Annotated in this window: 13 protein-coding genes; 1 reads left to right on the forward strand and 12 read right to left on the reverse strand. The window is 42.7% G+C overall.

The features are described from left to right. From AC04NP_RS10405 to tatA, 11 genes are all read right to left on the reverse strand, one after another. Positions 1-1362 (reverse strand): M16 family metallopeptidase, encoded by a 1362-nt coding sequence (locus tag AC04NP_RS10405; protein WP_482859671.1) that lies wholly within the window; start codon positions 1360-1362, stop codon positions 1-3. A 268-nt stretch (positions 1363-1630) separates the two neighbouring features. Next, complete coding sequence (locus AC04NP_RS10410; RefSeq protein WP_482859672.1) at positions 1631-2305, reverse strand: energy transducer TonB; 675 nt, start codon at positions 2303-2305, stop codon at positions 1631-1633. A gap of 90 nt (positions 2306-2395) precedes the next feature. Next, a complete protein-coding gene (locus AC04NP_RS10415; protein WP_482859674.1) occupies positions 2396-2701 on the reverse strand; it encodes a VanZ family protein in 306 nt (101 codons plus the stop codon). A 104-nt stretch (positions 2702-2805) separates the two neighbouring features. Beyond that, positions 2806-3183, reverse strand: a complete 378-nt coding sequence (gene gcvH, locus AC04NP_RS10420; RefSeq protein WP_482859676.1) for a glycine cleavage system protein GcvH — start codon at positions 3181-3183, stop codon at positions 2806-2808. Positions 3184-3284: 101 nt separating this feature from the next. Then, positions 3285-10511: a T9SS outer membrane translocon Sov/SprA gene (sov, locus tag AC04NP_RS10425; protein ID WP_482859678.1), complete on the reverse strand. Its 7227-nt coding sequence runs from the start codon at positions 10509-10511 to the stop codon at positions 3285-3287. Between the two features lie 15 nt (positions 10512-10526). Beyond that, positions 10527-11120, reverse strand: coding sequence for a Holliday junction branch migration protein RuvA (gene ruvA, locus AC04NP_RS10430; RefSeq protein WP_482859680.1), 594 nt, complete (start codon positions 11118-11120; stop codon positions 10527-10529). After that, on the reverse strand, positions 11117-13411 hold the full coding sequence (locus AC04NP_RS10435) for an NADP-dependent malic enzyme (RefSeq protein ID WP_482859681.1): 2295 nt from the start codon (positions 13409-13411) through the stop codon (positions 11117-11119). Before AC04NP_RS10435 ends, ruvA begins: the two co-directional genes overlap by 4 nt. A gap of 46 nt (positions 13412-13457) precedes the next feature. Continuing rightward, entirely contained in the window at positions 13458-14573 is a 1116-nt protein-coding gene (locus AC04NP_RS10440) for a DUF4837 family protein (protein ID WP_482859682.1), read from the reverse strand. A 196-nt stretch (positions 14574-14769) separates the two neighbouring features. Continuing rightward, the gene (locus tag AC04NP_RS10445) at positions 14770-16206 is read right to left on the reverse strand and encodes a lytic transglycosylase domain-containing protein (RefSeq protein WP_482859683.1); all 1437 of its coding nucleotides are present in this window, start codon (positions 16204-16206) and stop codon (positions 14770-14772) included. A gap of 13 nt (positions 16207-16219) precedes the next feature. Beyond that, a complete protein-coding gene (gene gatA, locus AC04NP_RS10450; RefSeq protein WP_482859684.1) occupies positions 16220-17650 on the reverse strand; it encodes an Asp-tRNA(Asn)/Glu-tRNA(Gln) amidotransferase subunit GatA in 1431 nt (476 codons plus the stop codon). Next, positions 17650-17850 (reverse strand): twin-arginine translocase TatA/TatE family subunit, encoded by a 201-nt coding sequence (tatA, locus tag AC04NP_RS10455; RefSeq protein WP_482859685.1) that lies wholly within the window; start codon positions 17848-17850, stop codon positions 17650-17652. The genes gatA and tatA overlap by 1 nt, the downstream gene beginning before the upstream one ends. Positions 17851-18223: 373 nt before the next feature. Between tatA and lysS the strand changes: the two genes are divergently transcribed. Beyond that, entirely contained in the window at positions 18224-19954 is a 1731-nt protein-coding gene (gene lysS / locus AC04NP_RS10460) for a lysine--tRNA ligase (RefSeq protein WP_482859686.1), read from the forward strand. Between the two features lie 349 nt (positions 19955-20303). Here the strand turns inward: lysS and moeB are convergent, their stop codons facing one another. Further along, positions 20304-21467 carry a molybdopterin-synthase adenylyltransferase MoeB gene (gene moeB, locus AC04NP_RS10465; RefSeq protein WP_482859687.1) on the reverse strand — a complete coding sequence of 388 codons (1164 nt, stop codon included), beginning with the start codon at positions 21465-21467 and terminating at the stop codon, positions 20304-20306. Between the last annotated feature and the right edge of the window lie 7 nt (positions 21468-21474).

The following is a 21474-nucleotide window of genomic DNA, read 5'->3' on the forward strand; positions in this document are numbered from 1 at the left end:
TTAGTTGCCCTCCTTGTTTATAGTGGTGTCATCGGGTTGTTGCTGTGCTGATTTAGGAAGGTAGTGTAACACAACCCTGTTTTCTTTGGTTAAATATTTATTGGCTACCCGTTTGATATCTTCCCTGGTAACCTTTCTGAATTTATCTATTTCAGTGTTAATGAGATTGGCGTCACCAAAATAGACATGGTAATTGGCCAGACTTTCGGCAATGCCGGCCACGCGCGCATTGCCGGCTATAAAATCACTTTCAATTTGGTTCTGGATTTTCTGAAATTCCCGCTCTGTAATCAAATCTGTTTTTACTTTTTCCAACTCTTTGTCCATAGACTCCTCAAGATCATTTACCTCCACGCCTGCTGCGGCAATTCCAAGCGTGATAAATAAACCAGGGTCTTCGGCAGATAATGGAATAGCACCGACAAACAATGCTTTTTGCTGATTATCTACCAGGGCCTTGTTAAGCCGGGAGCTTTGTCCATTGGATAACAGATTGGTTAACACATTTAACGCGTAATAGTCCGGTGTTCCCTGTGCAGGCATGTGATAGGCCTGGATGACGGCCGGAAGCTGAATGTTGTCAAATATTACATCTCTTACTTCCTGCGTCTTTTGTGGTTCTACTACGGTAGGCCGTGGTATTGGCTTCGTGCCTTTGGGTATTCCTCCAAAATATTTGTCTACGAGTTTTTTGGTTTGTTTAATGTCAATATCCCCCGCAATAGAAAGTGTGGCATTATCCGGCACATAGAAGGTATTATAAAAATCCATAAACTCATCCAACGTAGCCTCGTTTAAGTGCTCCAGGGAACCTATCGGGGCCCACTGATAGGGGTGTACCTCATAAGCCCTGTCTAATACCTCGATGAGAATTGATCCGTAGGGCTGATTGTCATAGCGTTGCCTTTTTTCTTCCTTTACCACTTCCCTTTGTGTTTCTACGCCTACAGAATCAATTTTCGCGTGAAGCATTCTTTCTGATTCCAGGTAGAGGCCTAATTCCAGTTGATTTGAAGGAAGTATCTCATAATAAAATGTTCTGTCAAAAGAGGTATTGGCGTTTAACTCGCCCCCTGCACCGGTTACCAGTTTATCAAATTGTCCTCTTTCGATGTTCTCGGAGCCTTCAAATAGCAAATGTTCAAAGAAATGGGCGAAGCCGGTCCTGTCCGGATTCTCGTTTTTGGAACCCACATGATATAGAACACTGACAGCCACTATGGGCGTACTGTTGTCCTGATGCAGTATAACATGTAGTCCATTGTCTAATGTATATTCGGTAAATTCGATGTTTGTCGCCTGCCCATATGCCAACCGAATGACCAAAAGCAACAACATCGATAAGATCGCTGTTTTTTTCATTTTAGTTAAATTATCAGGTTGCAATTACAGTTCAAATATATTATTAATTGGCATTTATCGATACCTGGTTTGTATAAATCAGGTAATAATTATATGAGCGGTTTGCCCGACAGATGATTATAAAAAAAAGCCGGGGAAAGCCCGGAGAAATCAATGTGAAATTAAGCTGGAACTAAAAATGGCTATAAAACCAAAACATCGTTTTATAACTAAACTAAAACCCCGCCATTGGCGGGGTTTTAATTACAATTATCTTATGATTTGAATGTTAACCTAATTTAAATGTTATTGGAATGACCATTCGTACTCTTACAGGACGACCTCTTTGCATTCCTGGCTTCCATTTAGGGTGATTTTTCAATACCCTGATCGCTTCCTCGTCACATCCCGCGCCGATGCCTTTAATGGCCTGTACATCGGTAATGGTACCGTCTTTATCCACTACAAACTGTACGAATACTTTTCCTTCGATGCCCATTCTTCTTGCCTGGGAAGGGTATTTCAGATTCTTTTTTACAAATTCATAGAATGCCCTCATACCACCATTTGGTGTAGGTTGCTCTTCAACTATTGTAAAAATTTCGTCTGCTACTTCATCTTCAGGCTCATCACTGACAATGATTTCTTCAATGGCAGTTTCTTCTGTGATCTCTACATCGAGATCCACTTCAATTTCCTGTTCAATTTCCTCTTCATCGGGCACCTCGATGATTTCCGGCTGTTGAATGACAGGTGGTGGGGGAGGTGGCTGTTCCGTGGGTGGAACTTCCATTATTTCCTCAAAATTATCATCTACCTGACCCAAATTCATCAAATCACCGTCATCATATGATCTCCAACTGAAAGCCGTAATCACAATGCCAAGACTGAGAACCAGCCCCAGGTTTAAGAGCATACCTGATTTTTTGGTCAAATCAGCTTCCGGTTTCTTTTTTACTTCCATGGTAAATCTTGTTAGTTATTCACAAAATTGGCCTTTTTTTATTTTGACCCTATGTCCAAATATACAAAACAAAATGTTTATAGAAAAGGTTTATGACCGATTAGATGTTAATTTTAACAAAAAATAACAGGCAGCTATCCCAAGCAAAGCCCCTGTTGTATTGGCTATTAAATCATTTAACTCGAATGACCTTCCGGGCACAAGTTTTTGCAGGTATTCAATGGCTGCTCCATAAGAGATAGTGATTGTGAAACCGGCAAAGCATGCATATTTGGTTTTATGCCCCGAATATTGCTTTATGATACCCCTTGCCATCAAAAATGAAAGAAATGCAAAAATACCCGCATGAACAATTTTGTCTAAATAAGGAATATTCCGGAAGGGTGAGTCTGGCATTGACCGGCCGGGTGACAATATTAATATGGCTATTATAACGGCCCATATCAGAGTAAATACGTGATATCGCCAATTATGCATCTGACATGGGACAATAAAATGAATCAGCTTACCAATTTCTGATACTCGGCGGCACTCATTAACCCATCCAGTTCACTTTTATCTGTGATATTTACTGTAATCATCCAGCCTTTACCATAGGGGTCTTCGTTAACAATCTCGGGATTAGACTCAAGGGCTTCATTAAAAGAAGCTACTGTTCCCGATATGGGCATAAAAAGATCTGAAACGGTTTTTACAGCTTCAACGGTACCGAAGACCTCACCCTGGCCGATTTCTTCATCTACGGTTTCCACCTCCACATAGACTATATCTCCCAGTTCCTGTTGTGCAAAATCTGTTATTCCGATTGTTGCAATGTCATCTTCCACACGAATCCATTCATGATCTTTGGTATACTTTAATTCTTCAGGAAAGTTCATGTCGCTAAATTTTTGCCCCAAAAATACATTCTTTTTTTAAATGCAAAAATTTTTGACGGCAAATTAAAAATATCTGCCGGTAAGGGCCTGCTAGAGCCTGGTTATTGCGAGAGGCTGAACCTGATACGGGTGCCAAATGCGGTCGTGGCCCTTTTAAAACTGGCCGATACCCGGGGGTCATTGACATTGCGTTCGAAATACACCTGGACACTCAGTTTTTCATCCACTACATAGTCAATCGTTGGCCTCAGTTGAAAACTCCTTGTCCCATTGGTTATTGTATTGGAGTCTTCGATTTTTCTTTGTACGGTTTTATTATCCCCTATCGACATCTGCATCTTGAATGACAGGTCGTTTTGCAGGGTAATCGTTTTGCCTTGCGAGCGGAAGGGGAGTTTAAACTTGGCTTTTGTATAGCCAAAGGTTAATGAAAAATCATTCCGGGTCAGCTCTGTTATCTGCGCGTTGGACATATTTAGCGCCAGGCTTCTTTCTGTCCTGTATTCTACGTTGATGTTCATCCTTTTTTTAGTGCTCAGATTGATGCCTATCAAAGGTGAAAAGCTTTCGGTAATGGATACCTGGTTGAGCACTAATTCCGGTATAAAATTACCTTCTTCATTGGTTAATGAAGGTGGCCTGTAATCTTCCACTCGTTTATCCAGGGTTATTCCTTCCTCATAAAACAGGGAACTGGTAAAGTTTCTGACATCATAAGAGGAGTTATAGGTATGGTTGACAGTGATGGATCTGAAAATGTCTTTGAAGGCATTCAACTTGGATAACCCCGAATAGCTCAATGTCCAGTTGGGCACAGGCACTTTTGGAAAGGGGGTAAGGTTGACTTCGTTGACATCTTGTCCGGTGTAGGCCGCGATAAATGCCGGGATTAATACATCCTGTGAATTAAGGGGAAGACCAGCCAGGTCTTCGTTGGTTTGGGCCAGCCTGTTCAGGATTGTCTGTCGATTGTTTTCGAAATCCTGAAAGACAGGTGAGACATCATTGTTGTTATCTCTTTTGAAGGCGGTTTTTAAGGTAAAGAAGGAAATGCTGTAGCTGCCCGTACGGGAAGGATTCAAAGATTGCCCGTTTCTGAAGATTTCCTGATATGCATTTGTTTTTTGCTTTCTTGCCTTCAGGGTTATCCGAAAGTCTTTAAAAGGCTCTACCACCGCATTAATATTGAGATCAATATTATTGGACTGGCTAAATGGGGTAGTTAACTCTTCACTGTTTACCAACCATCCGTTTCTTAGAGCTCTGTCCCTGATAGATATATCCTGGCTGCCCAGAATAAACGGAATGCCCGGGGCGCTAAAGGCTGAATCCAGCCCAAAAAGAAAAGGGGTCTGATTAAACCCAGGCAAATAGGTGCCTTCTCCAACATTGTAGGTGAAATCCACTGATCTTACCGACATTAACAAGCGAAAAAAACCCTTCACGCCTTTGTTGTCACGTTTTAACACATTTTCTTCCTGTTCGCCTTCTTCCTGATTCCGATTGGGCGGAGCCCGGCGACGTGGTGGTGGGGCAGGGGAGTTGATTTCCTTGAAAAACTTAATCTTGTTGTACAAGCCCACAAGGTCAAACTTGCCGGTCAGGTTTCTTTGACGGTTGTTTTGAATGATATTGCCAAATTCTTCCTGTTGATTCAAAGCGCCTGCTGTCCAGGTATACCCTACACTATACCGGGCATCTGCCCTGATCCAGTCGGTGAAGGGAATTTTATCCAGCGGTAACCTGTAATTAAAGGAAATGTCCTGATCAAAGTTTTTCATCCGGCCAAAATCCCTCAGGTTATCCCATATTTCTTGTCTTTCCTCATCGGTATCGATCTCCCCGAGCGGTTCGTCAATAACTGCGTTGGCCCTCGCCGCATAATCCATCGAAAGGCTTTTGGTAAGGCCCCATCTGACATTGTAAACCCTGTTAAATGTGAAGTATTTTTCAAAATTCGGCGCTATGCCTTCGGTAGTCAGGTTTTCATTCCGGAACTGTGTTTTAACAAACCGCCGGTCAAGGTCAAACCTGACGGAAATGTTATTGGGAATAGGCGAAAAGTTAAAATCCTTTAATAGTTGCAGGTAAGGGGATTCCAGGAATTTTGCCTTTTGAAAGGGTTCCACACTTACCTCCTGCGGCGCAAAATTATAGGCTACAGCCCCTCTGTAAGTTCTGTAAAGGTAGGACTCGGTATTGAAATTACTCCGGGTTTCTTCACTGAAGGCGTAGGTAAAAGAAAAATTGGAAATATCGTAAATGTGATTTTTCGCCTCCGGATTGGTTTTGTTGACCCTGACATTGGTAAAATTTATACTTTTTCTTTCCGTGTTGTCAGTGACAATGTCCTTGTAATTGTTGCGTTCCTCTTCCGCCATGGAATTCAGGGTTGACTGTAAAGGCACATCGGGGTCTTTCGGGTCAAAAAATGGTTTAATTCTCACTTTTTCATAGCCCACATACATGGGTATACTCAATCCCAGTTTTTCAGGAAAGAACTTATCGAGATTTACATTGGCAGCCACGTCAAATTGCAGGGTTTCGTCCCTTTCCCTGTCGGATATTTTTTCCTGTATTGAGCCCCAGCCTACCGACGAATATCTGGTAGAAGCCGTTACATTGGCAAAATCAGCCAACTGGGCATTTAGCCTGGCGTTGGCTGCCCATCCGGCCCGGGTGTCAAAATCCCCTACCCGTAATTCATTGGCCCATATGGACAAAGATTTTGGTGCCCTGTCGGGACTTTCAGGGTTTCTGATACCGATCATCATCACCTGCACGGAACTTAAATCAGGATTACCCTTTATGGTTAATCTGGTTTGGCCGGTTTCCAGGGGCCCTTCAATATTCGAAAAGCGGAAATTTCTCTCGTCCCTGGTTCTGTTCCGGAGTGATTTTAACTGGAATAGTTCATCCAGCGTTACATCTATTTCGTTATCTTTAGGCCATATTCCTTCCGGTGATGTGGTACCGAAAGGCGTAATAATTAAAGGCACCTCGATTTCATAGTAATTCTGCGTCTTGTCCGTACCCAATCTCAGGAAGGCCGTTGCCTCGCCATCCTGTATATCTTCTCCTTGGGCATGAAGAAACATTTTTATATTGCCGTAGTTAATGAGATCAAAGTTAACGTTTTTAAAAACTCCCCTGGCATCCCTGTCCTCCAATTCCCTGACGGTGAGTACTAAAGATTGCTCATTTAACTGCACCTGGTTGATCGTTGTATTATCCCTGTCCCGTTCAAATCCAGGAGGCAAAACATAGCGAATTTTGTCAGGGGCTGGCTGGCTGTTTTGTTCAATATTCACTACTGAAATATTAAATTCAGTGTTGGCAGCTTCTATGGGTGTACCTATTCCCGGTGATTCGAGGCTTTCAACTTCTTTGATCCACTGGCTGCCTACCATCTGGAAATTAGCCATTCTCAATACCACAGGCTGTGAAAACCCGGTTAAGTAAGTTCTCAAATACCGGATGGATTTGAAATCACTAATATTCCCCTCGATCCTGTCAGGATTCCTGATTGGTATGCGAAACAGGTACCAGTCGACATTTTGTCCGTTAACATTGGCAGTTACTCTGTCCACGATATTTTCTCTGCCCACTTCCAGTTGGCCAGGCCTCAGATTGATGGTATATTCGTAATACTCCTCCAGGCCAGACAAGGTGTTGTCTTTATTGAGATCTTCATTTTCAGGTAGATTTGAGCCGGAAGGGGTGATGCTTGAGTTACCTGAAATAATGGGACTGTTGCCCTCCATACCATTAAAGTTTTTATACCTTTCCAAAATCTTGGCATCCCTCTCATCCAGTTCATCTCCAAGATAGAATTGGAAGTTGTCTGCCGACGGATCAGCTTCTACAATCGTTCTGGCGGATGCAGGTATATTGTTTAAAAAGTCAGAAAAAGTCGTAGCCTCGTCTTCACTTCTCAATCCATCGAGCCCTACATCCTGATTAGGTCTGGAATCGGCAGAATTGTCAAATTGTGGTGTTAAAAACTGTTGTGTGGTGACCCTTCCCCAGGGTGTCACCTCCACATTGTCGTTGCTTCCGTCACCCGGAAGGCCATTTTCAAAGCCGTGTCTGTTGTCTTTAATAACATCTTCCGATATACTTCCCAGGTTTAGCACAAACCGGCCCCCGGTGGTATTATTCGTGTTTTGTATTCCGTCCAGTACCCGGCCATTTTCTCCGGGCAGGAACGGATCCATCAGCCAAAATTCAATAAACTCGATGTTGGCCTTATCAAAATCCACCTCAGAAGTGATGGCCCGGGTTATCCCGCCCCAGTTACTGGCAGGGTTGGGTAGGGTACCGTCAGGATTTAACTGGGGGTTATAATTATATTGTCCTCTTTCTGAAGGGAAATAAGCCAGATTGAACAACGGTAGTGCAAGGTTGAGCACCTGCTGGTCCTGGTTGATGAATATTTCCTGTGGGGTCACCTCTCTGATGTAGTGATTAAAATTGTCCTCGTCGCTGATATTGGAAGGGACATTGATTCCACTACTTCTGTAGAATATGTTATCGATAATGTACCAGGCCAGTTTTGCCCTTTTATAACCAAACGATAGATCTCCCGTAGGGGCATTGCCGTTAAAGGCGTCGTCCTCCGTAATAGGCGTACTGGCTAAACTCCAGGTTAGTACATTACCTCCCAGATTAAAAGGGGTAACAGCGGCCTCAAAATCGTCGAGGTAGGAAGTGCCGTCCCCATCTACGATATTGGAAGTGCCAGGGATTAACTGGGCAAATTCTCCGTTGAAGGTGACGGCAGATCGTTCCTTGGTTTGGATCAAGGGTAACGCATCTGTTAGTTTGGTTAAAAACCTGGATTCTTTGTTGTAGTTTATATCAAAACCATACTTGGTGTTCCTCAAAGGTTCGTCACCTACGCTTATTCTGGATATAAGGGGTCTTTCATTGAGATGTAACAAGGTCGCGCCTATGTTGAAATTTTCATTGACCAGATAGTCAAACCTTGCCCCGAACAGGCTGCGTGCCTGGAAGTTGAAAAGGTCGGACTTTTCATAGGTAATTCTAATAGGCCGTCCGGAATTCAGAATACCTTCGTTAATGATTGTCACCTTTCCAAAGGTATAGTCTACCTGGTAATCCACCCCCTCAGTAAGTGGGGTATTACCGGCAAGCACCTGGACGGAGCCTTCGGCAATATTGATTCCCGGCAGTGCAATTTCATTGGACGAACCGGCCTGCAGGGATCCGTTGATGAAAAATTTGTCCAGCAACGTATTCCGTTGTGCGTCGAACTTGGTACTGGCGTATAAGGTGTCAAACACAAATTTATTGATCAGGTTATCCTGATTGGGATCCCCGATGAAAAAGCTTCTTAAATGATCGCCAAAGGGTTCAAGCACCGGAAAAATGATGTTGCCCTTTTCCGTATCAATGCTAACGCCCTCTATAAAATCGAAATTTCCATCCGGTTGCTCATCTCCCTGTTGATTCAGCCGGTCGAGATTAAAGAGTTCGACGAGGGGTACATTTTGGGTGTTGATCCCTTCGTGCAGACTTGGGTTGTCAATACCGGTCCTGTCATCCCGGTAGATCACTCTTAACTGAAAGTTTTCACGTATGACCTGGCTGGCATTCAGATTGTAAATATTTTTCATCATCAGGTCCCAAGTGGGAATGGGCCTGTTATCCGGATCCCTGATGTTGATTTTGCTGGGTCTTAGCATTTTCAGGATAATCACCTCATCATCTTGCCGGTTTTGATAATCTTCTGTCAGCTCACCTACCTGGTAACGCTGCCCATTAAAGGTGTATTCATAGGAAACTGCCAGTACCTCATCGTTCTGCAATTGCCGGAACAAGGATACATAGCCGAGCTGGGGATGAAAGGCGTATTCCCTTTCATCTAACTTCCGGGCACTCGTAACCACATTAAATTCCGTGGCATTGACCATTCTATACTGCTGTTCCAGTATTTCTGTTACCTCGTCGGGATCCCTGATGGCATCGTTGCCTCTTAATTCGTTGAAAAGTGTATTGGCGCCGTTGCTATTTGGGGCATTCGGATCATTAGAGGTAACAAAGTCGGTATTATATATTCTTGTGGGCTCAGCCAGATCCATAAAAGCGGCAAAGTTCCTGAGCGTCTCAGTAGTATTGTTTCTGTTGATTACATAAACCTCCACCCGCGTGATATTGATGCCCGAGATGATCTGGGGGATACGCTGCAACCAGTTTTCATAATTTTCACGGAAAAAGTGTCCCAGAAAAAAGTGCCGGTTTTCATCATAGTCTGACCCCCTGATTTCAAACTCGCGGGCCTGCCCTCCTGTACTTCCTCCGTTTATTTCAACTACATCCGTTTTACCCCTTTGTGTGGAGGCAACGGCCGTGACAAATAATTTGCCGAACTGCAATTGGGTTTTAAAGCCAAAAAGGTTTTGAGAACCGGTTATCAGGCTATTATTAAGGGGTAAACTTACATTCCCGATTTCAATTTTTTTGATTATGTCTTCCTCAAATCCGGTATATTCTACTTTGAAGTTATTTTCAAAATCAAATGAGTTATTGTTATCAAAATTGGTAGTCACTTTTAATTTTTCGCCAATGCTACCCACCACATTCATAGTTATTTGCTGATCGAACTCCAGTGGTGTAATATTTCTTTGTTGCCTGATAGGAATGGAAGGGTTAAATACCCTTTCAAATCTTGAACCGAAATCAAGGGTAACAAATCCACTGGGCACAATGTCTATTCTGCTGCCACCGAAGATCCTATCGAATACCGGGCTGATATACAATGGCGGAATGAGGCTTCTTGAACTGACCGGGCTTTCTCCATCCAGCCCACGGGACCGGGATTTCCAGTAATCTTTTAATATTTTTTTTTCCTGATAATCAGAGAATTCCTCAAAAGACATGGAAGTGGTTGGACGAAAATTCACATCACCCATTTTTTCGTAGATCGTATAATTGAGTCCGGTATCGATTTCCACATCCAGCATCAGGCCGGAAGGGTCTTTTAGCAGTAAAGGTGATGGACTTAAATCAAAGGAAAACGGATCACCGAAACGGTCTTTGGGCCGAAAAGTAGGTTGCCTGGTTGGTTGATAGGGCAGTTGACGATTGGTGGTATCTGCTTTTGTAGTATCTTGCGTCTGAACATTGTTTTGCGTAGAATCATTACCGGTGGTATCGATCTTATAATATTCCAGCCCCGGTTCGGTGGGGATTAGTGAGCCCTGATTGCCGCGCGACAGATTTCCATTAGACCAAAACCAATTCGCCATCACTAAGGATCCGGTCAGGATAAATAACAAATATCCGTTTAGTCTAGATAAAATCAAGTTTTTACTATTCGATTAAGCAGTTTTAAGAGCAAGTCTTATTAACTCTTCCAAGCTAATTTCTTCCTTGGAGTTCTTCAAAATTCCATCAATAGTTTTTGTCGCCATTCCTTTATTATACCCCAATGTCATTAGTGCTGATAACGCTTCATTTTTCACCGTATTGTACGATTTTTGTTGAATTATCGCATAATTATCACCTAGGTTTTCTTTGGCCATTTTATCTTTTAACTCCAGTACAATTCTTTGTGCGGTTTTGGCTCCGATGCCTTTCACGGACTGAATGGTTGATACATCTCCATGAATGATTGCCTCCTGTAATTCATTGGCTGAAAGTGACGAAAGCACCATTAACCCGGTGCTTGGGCCCACACCTGTTATGGAAATAAGGGATAAAAATATTTTTTTTTCAATTGGCTCGAAAAAACCAAACAAGGTATGGCTATCCTCCTTAACATGTAAATAGGTATGTAATTTGCACCTCTCCAGATCTTTAATGGCGGTAAATGTTCCCAACGAAATCTTGATTTCGTATCCTATACCCCCAATATCTATAATAACAAATGTAGGATCTTTCCAGGTTAACTTACCTTCTATATAAGCGATCATTTTTTCCCAGGTTTCCTGGCTTCTTTTTTCTTTGCCCATTGCGCGTCTACTACGGCGATGGCGACCATATTTACAATTTCTCTTACTGAACTGCCTAGTTGTAAGATATGTACAGGTTTATTCATGCCCATCAAAATGGGGCCAATTCCTTCGGCACCGCCTAACTCCATAACCATTTTATAGGCGATGTTACCGCTGGCCAGATCAGGGAATACAAAAGTATTGGCACCTTCTTTCGCCAGCTCACTAAATGGGTAGTTGGATTGTTGTATGTCCGTGTTAATGGCTACATTGGCCTGAATGTCTCCATCGATGGTCAGACCGGGATATTTTTTGCGGGCCAGTTCAGCGGCCTTACTGGTCTTGCCAGGCACAGGGCCCTTACTAGAACCAAAGTTGGAATAAGAAAGCACAGCAATACGGGGTTCATAATCGAAGAAACGTACGCCCCTGGCAGTAAGACCGATTATATCCACCAATTCTTCTGCTGTCGGATCCACATTTACGGTGGTGTCGGCAAAGAAAAATGTACCGATTTTGGTAGAAATGATATACATACCCGCGACCCGGTCGATTCCCTCTTCGGTACCAATGATTTGCAGGGCAGGGAGTATGGTTTTAGGATAATCTTTGGTTAAGCCGGAGATCAAAGCATCAGCCTCCCCACATTGCACCATCATGGCGCCGAAATAGTTTCTGTCGCGCATCAGCTTTTTGCCTTCATAATAGGTAAGACCTTTGCGTTTTCTTTTTTCATACAAAACTTTACCAAACTCTTCTGTTTTGGCTTCCTCCCGGGAGGTGTCAATGATCTCGGAATTATGTAGTTCGAGGTGGTACTGCTCGCACAACTTGTCTATATGCTTTTGATTGCCCAGCAGGATTGGTATACCTATGCCTTCTTCTGCTACAGTTTGCGCGGCTTTCAGTATCTTATAGTTGTCAGCTTCAGCGAATACCACCCTTTTAGGATTATTCTTAGCCCGGTTTATGATCCTTGAAATGATTTTTTGATCTATTCCGATCCTTTTTTGCAAATCTATTTCGTACTGATCCCAGTTTTTAATATGATATTTGGCTACACGGGTGTCTATCGCGGCCCTAGCTACTGCTGGTGAAATAGTGGTGATTAACCGGGGGTCCAGTGGTTTGGGAATGAGGTAATCTTTACCAAATTTCAGCTTGTCCAGCCCATAGGCTTTGCTGACTAAATCCGGTACGGGTTCCCTTGACAAATCTGCCAGCGCTTTCACTGCCGCCAGTTTCATTTCTTCGTTGATGGCAGTGGCCCTCACATCCAGTGCCCCCCTGAAGATGTAGGGAAAACCCAACACATTATTGATCTGGTTGGGATGGTCGGATCTCCCGGTAGCCATGATGATATCGCTCCGGGTAGCCATGGCGGATTGATAGGATATCTCAGGATCCGGGTTAGCCAGTGCAAAAACGATTGGATCTTTTGCCATGGATAATACATTTTCCGGTGTGAGGACATTACCTTTGGATAGCCCTAAAAACATATCAGCGCCTTTTATGGCTTCATCCAGTGTATTTAAGTCCTTTCCGGTAGCAAATTCGGCCTTGACCGGATCCAGATTCTCCCTGTCTTTTCTGACCACACCGGCACTGTCCAGCATGACTATGTTTTCTTTTTTTGCCCCCAATGCCGCATAGAGTTTGGTACATGCAATAGCTGATGCACCCGCCCCGTTGACCACTATATATAGGTCATCAATCTTTTTCTCAACCAGGATCAAGGCGTTTAAAAGACCAGCACTTGAAATAATAGCGGTGCCATGCTGATCGTCATGCATGACGGGGATATTCATCTGATCCCTTAGTGATGCCTCAATTTTAAAACTTTCCGGTGCTTTTATATCTTCCAGGTTGATTCCCCCGAAGGTTGGCTCAAGTGATTTAACAATTTTAATAAAAGCATCCGGATCCTCTTCATTGATCTCGATGTCGAACACATCGATCCCTGCAAACTTTTTGAACAGGACCCCCTTTCCTTCCATGACAGGTTTTGAGGCTTCCGGACCGATATTACCCAGCCCGAGTACAGCGGTGCCATTAGAAATAACGCCTACGAGATTTCCTTTTGAAGTATATTTGTAGACATTTTCCTCATTATCCGCTATTTCCAGACAGGGTTCTGCTACACCGGGTGAGTATGCCAATGCAAGATCAAGTTGTGTACTTAAGATTTTAGTAGGAATCACCTCTATTTTTCCGGGCTGGCCCTGGGTGTGATAGTTCAAGGCGTCCTCTTTCCTGATTTTTATTGACATAAGTTAATAGATTGGGCTTATTTTGAAATTTAGCTGAAACACAATATTAAGAATTAATCTCATTTTCTAACTGCGTCTGGCTCTTAAATGTTGACATGATTACTTCTAACTCCATGAGCGCTTCCCGCTTATCCATTCCCGGGGCTGTTACGTACGCTTCCATATAATATAACCGGTTAAGCTTTTGATCCACAAATGTATAACTCCTGTAGGGGCCACCCAATGAATTGTCACTGGCTTTCCATAACCCGAAAGCTTTCATGGCAAATTCGTCATGAAAAGTTGTGGCCTGTGCTTTCATTGGCAAAATATCCTGATAAGTTATATATATTTCCGGTTTTTCCACGTCTCTGAGGTAAGTGGAGGTAATTTTTTCCCTTAAGGCCAGTAGGTTTTCTTCTTTAAAAACATCCTGGGTGGTGTAATCGGTAAAATAAACAAAAATACTTTTATCTACGTCTTTATCAAGGTACCTAAGCCATAAAAAGTCATCTTGTTCATCGGCAATGCGGTAGCCATCCGGTACTCTTAAAGAAAACTTGTATTTATCCGCGATTCCTTCGCTTAGCTTTTTCTTTTCACCGGTTCTGTACAAATCTGTCTTGGTCCGGTCTTTGGCGATCTGCACAAAATAGTTCATTAACCGGTCCTTATTTTTATTAAGATTCTTTAACAGGGATTCATCATCGGTGCCAAAAAGGTGAGTAATCTCCTGGCCTCTGGCGTATTCATCCTGTTTGGTATACATAAACAGTTCCGGCTCATTTTTAATTCGCGCTATGGATTCGGGAGTTACATTATTCCTCATAAAAATTCCTGCCCTGCTAAGGTCATTCAGAATGGTAACATAAATGATACTTCTGGCAACTTTCAAGACGTCATTCATTTTGAGGGGATCAATCCTTCTGAGGGTAAATTGAGGCTCATCCTGCGGCAGGCCCTGGATAGGGGCACCCAGGGATTCTCTGAAAAACCTGCCCACCGGCCCTGCCCATTTCGCTGAATCGATCACGACCAACACCTCGGTAATTTCACCGGCCGCATCGGGAAGAAGGTCTTTATTCCCTTTTTCAATTTGTTCACCGCAGCTCAGAATCAGAAAAGAAAGTGCGACCATCACACAATTTCTTAAAAGCTTGCTTGCTTTGTTTAATCTTCTCATTTGAAGGTCTATTTTCAATAGCGTCTTAAATTAAATAAATCCGTAAAGGTTTTAAAAATATCTAATTAAATATTCGTTGACAGATATTAATTAAATAATAACAGGATAGCGAAAAAGTCACAATAACTTAACCTGTGCCACTGGATAAATGGTAGGTTCCGGGGACCTGGGCAGGGTGGAAAATGTGCTTAAAGTTTTACCCCAGTACCAATGTCTGGCCTGGTTTGATTTTATTGGTTTTCAAATTATTTAGTTTCTTAATTTTATCAATGCTCAGATTTTTATATTTTCTGGAGATATCCCACAATGTATCTCCTGGTTGTACCTTGTATAAAACCCTGGCATTTTTAAGATCGATTTGCTGCTGCGGGCTGGCGTTCTTAGCCATCACCGGCCTGTTCACTTTATTTACCTGATCCGGTCTTACCCAGACAGCCAGCCGCTGATCAATTCTTATTGTATTGCCTCTTAAGTTATTCCAGGCCCTGATATCAGACACCCTGACCTTGTACCTTTCCGCAATCTTTCCGATCACGTCACCTCTTCTCACCCTATGGACCACCTTTTTCTTTCCATAAGTACTGCCAACACTGTTTTTGGCAATAAACTCTAGTTCTTTCCTGCCCTTTCTGTTGGCTGAGTCAAGAATGTAAGACCTTTTGTAATCAATGAAATTGTATTTATCAGCCGGTATTTTTAACGGATAGTTTTTTACGTAATCCGGTACCGCGCTACGTTTTAGCTCCGGGTTAAGCCGGGCCAGGTCTTCCAGACAAATGTTGGTTAAACTCGCAAACGTTTCAAGATTCAGGTATTTATTGACTGTGATGGTGTCGGTTTCCCAGGCATACAACAGGCTATCCTGATGGAAATTATGCTCATCTGCATAGTTCAACACGTACATCACTGCCACAAACTGGGGCACATACGATCTGGTTTCCCTTTTAAGGTAGCGGTATACTTCCCAGAATTTTTTCTTGTAACCCGACCGGCGGATGGCCTTTCTTACGTTGCCAGGCCCTGAGTTGTAAGCGGCCAGGGCCAGTTCCCAATCATCAAAATAATCGTAAAGAAATTTTAGATATTTACAGGCCGCTTCGGTAGCTTTTTCCGGATCTCTTCTTTCATCAATATACCAATCCTGATTAAGTCCGTACAACCTTCCGGTTGCCGGCATAAATTGCCATAAACCTCCTGCGCCGACTCTGGAGGTAGCACCGGGTTCCAACCCGGATTCGACAATGGCCAGGTATTTCAATTCGTCAGGTAGCCCATATTTTTTAAGATACTTTTCAAAAATGGGGAAATACAGGTTTTTCCGGTTAATCATTCTCTGCGTATACGCCCGGTTCCTTACGGCAAAGTATTCTATGAAACCTCGTACCCGGCTATTATAATTCAGAGGGATATCTTTTTCAAGACAGGAAAGCCTGTCTCCTACAAGATCGTAAGGTACATCGGGAATATAATCGGGAGAGATAAAAACCTGCGGTGTATCTTCTATCATCAGGGAATCGGGCTGATGTATATCAATGGTATCATGGTCAAGTTTGATTTCTTGTCCAAAACTACCATCCCTTACTGTAAAACCCAGCAGAACCACTAATACCCATTTTTCACTAACCTTTACCATATCTTAAAAAAAGCTACTGTTTATCTAATATATACTTACTAAACGAAAAAAGTTCCTTTTCCTTGAAATCATTCGTCATTATTTGCAGCCCTATGGGTAATCCGTCTTTATCAGTCCCATTAGGAATGGATACAGCGGGAATACCAGCCACAGAGGCCTGTACAGTAAACAAGTCAGCCAGATACATTTCAAGCGGGTCGTTTTTTTTCTCCCCGATTTTGAAAGGAGGCGTGGGGGTTGTTGGCAAAATGATAAAATCGTAATCTGAAAGGATCGACTGTGTCTGATCCTTAATCAACCTTCTTACCTTTTGCGCTTTGGTGTAATAAGCGTCGTAGTAGCTGGCACTTAAAACAAAAGTCCCCAGCATAATTCTTCTTATTACTTCCGGTCCAAACCCTTCCGATCTGCTTTTTTTATACATGGAAAGCAAATCTTTTCCCTTTGGACTCCGATACCCGTACTTCACACCATCGTATCTGGATAAATTAGAGCTAGCTTCGGCAGTAGTCAAAATATAATAAGTCGGAAGGGTATATTTCATCAAAGGAAATACTATTTCATCCACGCTATGTCCTTCTCTTCTTAAAAAATCCAACGTGCCAAGGGTTTTTTCTTTTATATCATTATTTAAACCCTCACTTTCAAAAGTCTCTTTAAGGTAGGCGACCCTGGCTTTTTTATCATAGCTAATGGCCCCTGTATAGTTTTCTACTTTTTTCTGCGAAACAGTACTGTCGTAATCATCTTTTCCGGCAATTACTTCCAGTACCAGCGCATTATCTTCAATGCTTTTCGAAAAAATGCCAATCGTGTCGAATGATGAGGCATACGCAATCAAACCATGCCTCGATATTCTGGAATAAGTTGGTTTCAAACCAATAATTCCACAAAATGCTGCCGGTTGTCTGACCGACCCACCGGTATCTGAGCCCAACGCTACCTGACACATATCTGCCTGAACCGACACGGCACTCGCCCCCGAAGATCCTCCCGGAACCCTGGTGTTGTCCATCTCGTTCAGCGTAGGGCCGAAGGGTGAATTCTCATTGGAAGAACCCATCCCGAATTCGTCGCAGTTTTGCCTTCCTATGATGATAGCATCTTCTGCTATCAGTCTTTTTACTGCAGTTGCTGAAAACTGCGACTCAAATCCCTCCAGAATCTTACTTCCTCCTTGTATTCGGTGATCTTTATAACAAAGCAGATCCTTTAAACCCACAACTAACCCTGCCAGCCTGCCCTGGGTTCCCTGCCTGAATTTAAGGTCAATTTCTTCTGCCCTTGCCAGCGCTTCATCTTTGTATACTTCTAAAAATACATTAAGATGACGCTTTTCCTCAATGTTTTGAAGGTAATGTCTGACCATTGAGACACAGTTCAGATCCCCTTTTCTGATCTCATCCTGTATAGCCTCAAGGGAAGAATAATTTACCGATACCACTATTCTTTAACCGTCTTTTCCCCTTCTTCTATCTCTTTTTTTACTTCTTTTGTGGCGTCCTTGAACTCTCTGATACCTTTGCCCAGACCTCTGGCCAATTCAGGAATTTTCTTTGCCCCAAAGAAAATCAATATTACCAATACAATCAGTATCCATTCCATTCCTCCTGGCAAACCTCCTATTGCTAATAATGCATGCATGTCTAGTATATTTTAAAGTTTAAACTTATGTAAAGATACAGAATATAATCGTGGACTCAAATTACACTTCAAAACTAAGTATTACAATGTAAAGTAAGGATGATATTTACAAAAAAAACCTGAAAATCGATAATGAAATGGTTATTAAATATTTAATACTAAGCGATATGAAGTACTTATTTAACTGACAGCCGCTAAAAATTGTTGCCATATAAATTAAAAATCATGTAATTTCCATAGAGATTTTTGAAGGTGTAGTGCGGGGAAGGCAACACGGGATCCGCAGCCCTTCCCCTCAAATGTAACAACTAATCTGTTTCTGCTTTTTTACCACCAAAACTTGTTTATTTTTGCATTTCTAAACAAACTAATCATGCATCTAAGCGAACAAGAGATACAAAGACGTAAGGAAAGAGAGCATTTGCTGGAGTTAGGTATAGCACCCTATCCAAGTGAATCATTTGAGGTGAATGTGACCACAGAGCAGATAAAAGCCAATTTTGAAAGCGATCCGGATAGTTTTAAGGAAATATCCATTGCCGGAAGGCTAATGAGCCGAAGGGTCATGGGATCGGCCTCCTTCGCGGAAATACAGGATGAAAAGGGAAGAATCCAATTCTATGTCAGAAGGGATGATATTTGTCCTGGGGAAGATAAAACTTTGTATAATACCGTTTTTAAGAAATTATTGGATATTGGAGATATTATTGGGTTGAATGGATTTGTGTTTAAAACCCAGGTAGGGGAGATCTCCATTCATGTTACTGAGCTGAAATTGCTTTCCAAATCGCTGAAGCCTTTGCCCATTGTGAAACACGCTGAGGATGGGCAGGGAAATGTGCAAACCTATGATGCTTTTACCGACCCGGAGCTCAGGTACAGGCAGCGCTATGTGGATTTGGTAGTCAATCCGGAAGTGAAGAAAACGTTTTTACAGAGAACATGGCTGATAAATTCTATTAGGAATTTTTTGACCGAAAAGGGTTATCTTGAAGTGGAAACCCCTGTTCTTCAGCCTTTATACGGGGGAGCGGCAGCGAGGCCCTTCAAAACGCATCATAATACCTTGGATATGACCCTATACCTTAGAATTGCCAATGAGCTTTATTTAAAAAGGCTTATTGTCGGAGGGTTTGATGGTGTTTTTGAATTTGCCAAAGATTTTAGAAATGAAGGTATGTCGCGCTTTCACAATCCGGAGTTTACGCAGGTCGAATTGTATGTTGCTTACAAAGATTACAATTGGATGATGGATTTGGTGGAGGAAATGATTGAAAAAGCGGCGCTTGATCTGCATGGCACTACAAAAGTGCAGGTGGGAGCGCATATGATCGATTTTAAAAGGCCCTGGAAAAGGTATACCATGTTTGAAGCTATTGAACATTTTACGGGGATTGACATTTCAGATATGAATGAGTGGGAACTGCGGGAAGTGTGTAAAAAGCTTAATGTGCCTGTGGATGATACTATGGGCAAGGGTAAACTGATAGATGAGATCTTTGGGACGTGTTGTGAACCGTTATTAATTCAGCCTACCTACATCACAGACTATCCGGTTGAAATGTCCCCGCTGGCAAAAAAACATAGGGAAAAAGAAGGACTTGTAGAGAGGTTCGAGACCATTTGTAATGGTAAGGAGATTTGTAATGCTTTTTCAGAGTTGAATGATCCTGTCGATCAAAGGAAGAGATTTGAAGAACAACTGGAATTAGGCAAAAGAGGAGATGATGAGGCGATGGTGTTGGATGAGGATTTTCTCAGGGCGCTGGAATACGGAATGCCGCCAACGGCTGGTCTGGGAGTAGGAATTGACCGGTTGGCGATGATCATGACAAATTCGCCGTCTATTCAGGATGTTATATTCTTTCCTCAAATGAAACCTGAAAAAAGGCCTCAACATGCTACCGAAAAGGATTTTGTGGATGTAGGTGTCAGGGAAGAGCTGGTGCCTGTTTTACAGAAGTTGGGTTTGGTAACTATCGAACAGTTAAAACAGTCTAATCCCAATAAGCTTTTTAATGATGTTTGCGGAATGCGGAAGAAAATGAAACTGAAGGAAGTGAAAAATCCCGATTTGGAGGAGGTGAAAAGTTGGTTGGTATAGGGTGGCAGGCACCGGCGGGTGTGGCTGTTGCACAACGTTTTCGGCAAAGTTCTTTGTGCCTTGGTGCTTACTATACTAATTCATAAATTATTGAATATCAAATGTTTATGAATTAGTTATTTTTATTAGATGTTTGGTCAATTGTCTGACCTTGGGGAACTTTGTGGTTAACCATTTTTTACCACGGAGGCACAAAGACACAGAGGGAATAATTAATGGGGGGAAAATGGCAAGAGTTTCAGGAGGGCAGGCAGGTTTAACCTTGGATACGCCGTGATTTAAGAAAAATAAAACAGGAAAGGGGCAAGATTAGCTTTCATGGTCTTGCCCCTTTCTTTTACCATGCAAATTAATATTTGGCCAATGATTGGTCTATCTCATCGGCGTAGGCAAGTATTCCACCTTTTAAATTATATAAATTTTTGAATCCGTATTTCTGTTCTAATAACTGGATGGCATCTGCACTGCGTTTTCCACTTCTGCAATGAATCACCACCTCTTTGTCAGAGGCAATTTTATTCACGGCTTTTTCAACCTTCGCCAGTGGAATCAGCTCTCCACCCAGATTAGCGATATCATATTCATATCCTTCCCTGACATCGATCAACTGAAAATCTTTTTTCTCCGCCTGCCATGATTCCAGTTCTTTTACGGTAATTTCTTTTACGTTAGCGGTCTGTCCGTTCTCCTGTCCGATTCCGCAAAACATTTCGTAGTCAATCAGTTCAGTCTGAGTAGGGTTTTTGCCGTTTAACGGGTTTTTCTCGTCTTTTCTCAAATTCAAAGTCCTGGTTTCGAAGCTCAGTGCGTCAAAGATAAACATTCGTCCCGACAGGGGCTCCCCAATGCCAGTGATCACCTTTATCACTTCATTGGCCTGGAGACTTCCGATAATTCCCGGCAATACACCCAGTACACCCCCCTCCGCACAGCTAGGTACCAAACCAGGTGGCGGCGGACTAGGGAATAAATCCCTGTAGTTGGGCCCCCTTGTCCCATCCTCATGGAGATGATTGAAAACACTCACCTGTCCGTCAAAACGGAAAATAGATGCATAGACATTGACTTTGTCTGAAAGGACACAAGCATCGTTGACCAGATACCTGGTCGGGAAATTGTCCGTGCCATCTGCTACAACATCGTAGTCCCTGATAATTTCCAGGGCATTTTCAGAAGTCAACTGGGTATTGTAAGTGATGATTTGGATAAACGGGTTTTGCGCCTCAATTCTTTCTTTAGCAACTTCTACCTTGGGTCTGCCGACGTCCGCGCTGGTGAATAGCACCTGCCTTTGCAAATTACTGTCGTCAACCACATCAAAATCCACAATGCCTATGGTACCAACTCCGGCGGCCGAGAGATATTGAATCAACGGGGCACCCAGCCCGCCTGTTCCCACTACCAGAACTTTTGCCTCTTTTAATTTTCTTTGCCCCTCGATGTTAAACTCAGGTATGATCAGATGCCTGCTATACCTTTCTAATTCGGCCTTGCTAAAAGTTACTTCTGCCATGACTATA

This window comes from Agaribacillus sp. DX54 (genome assembly GCF_056858335.1).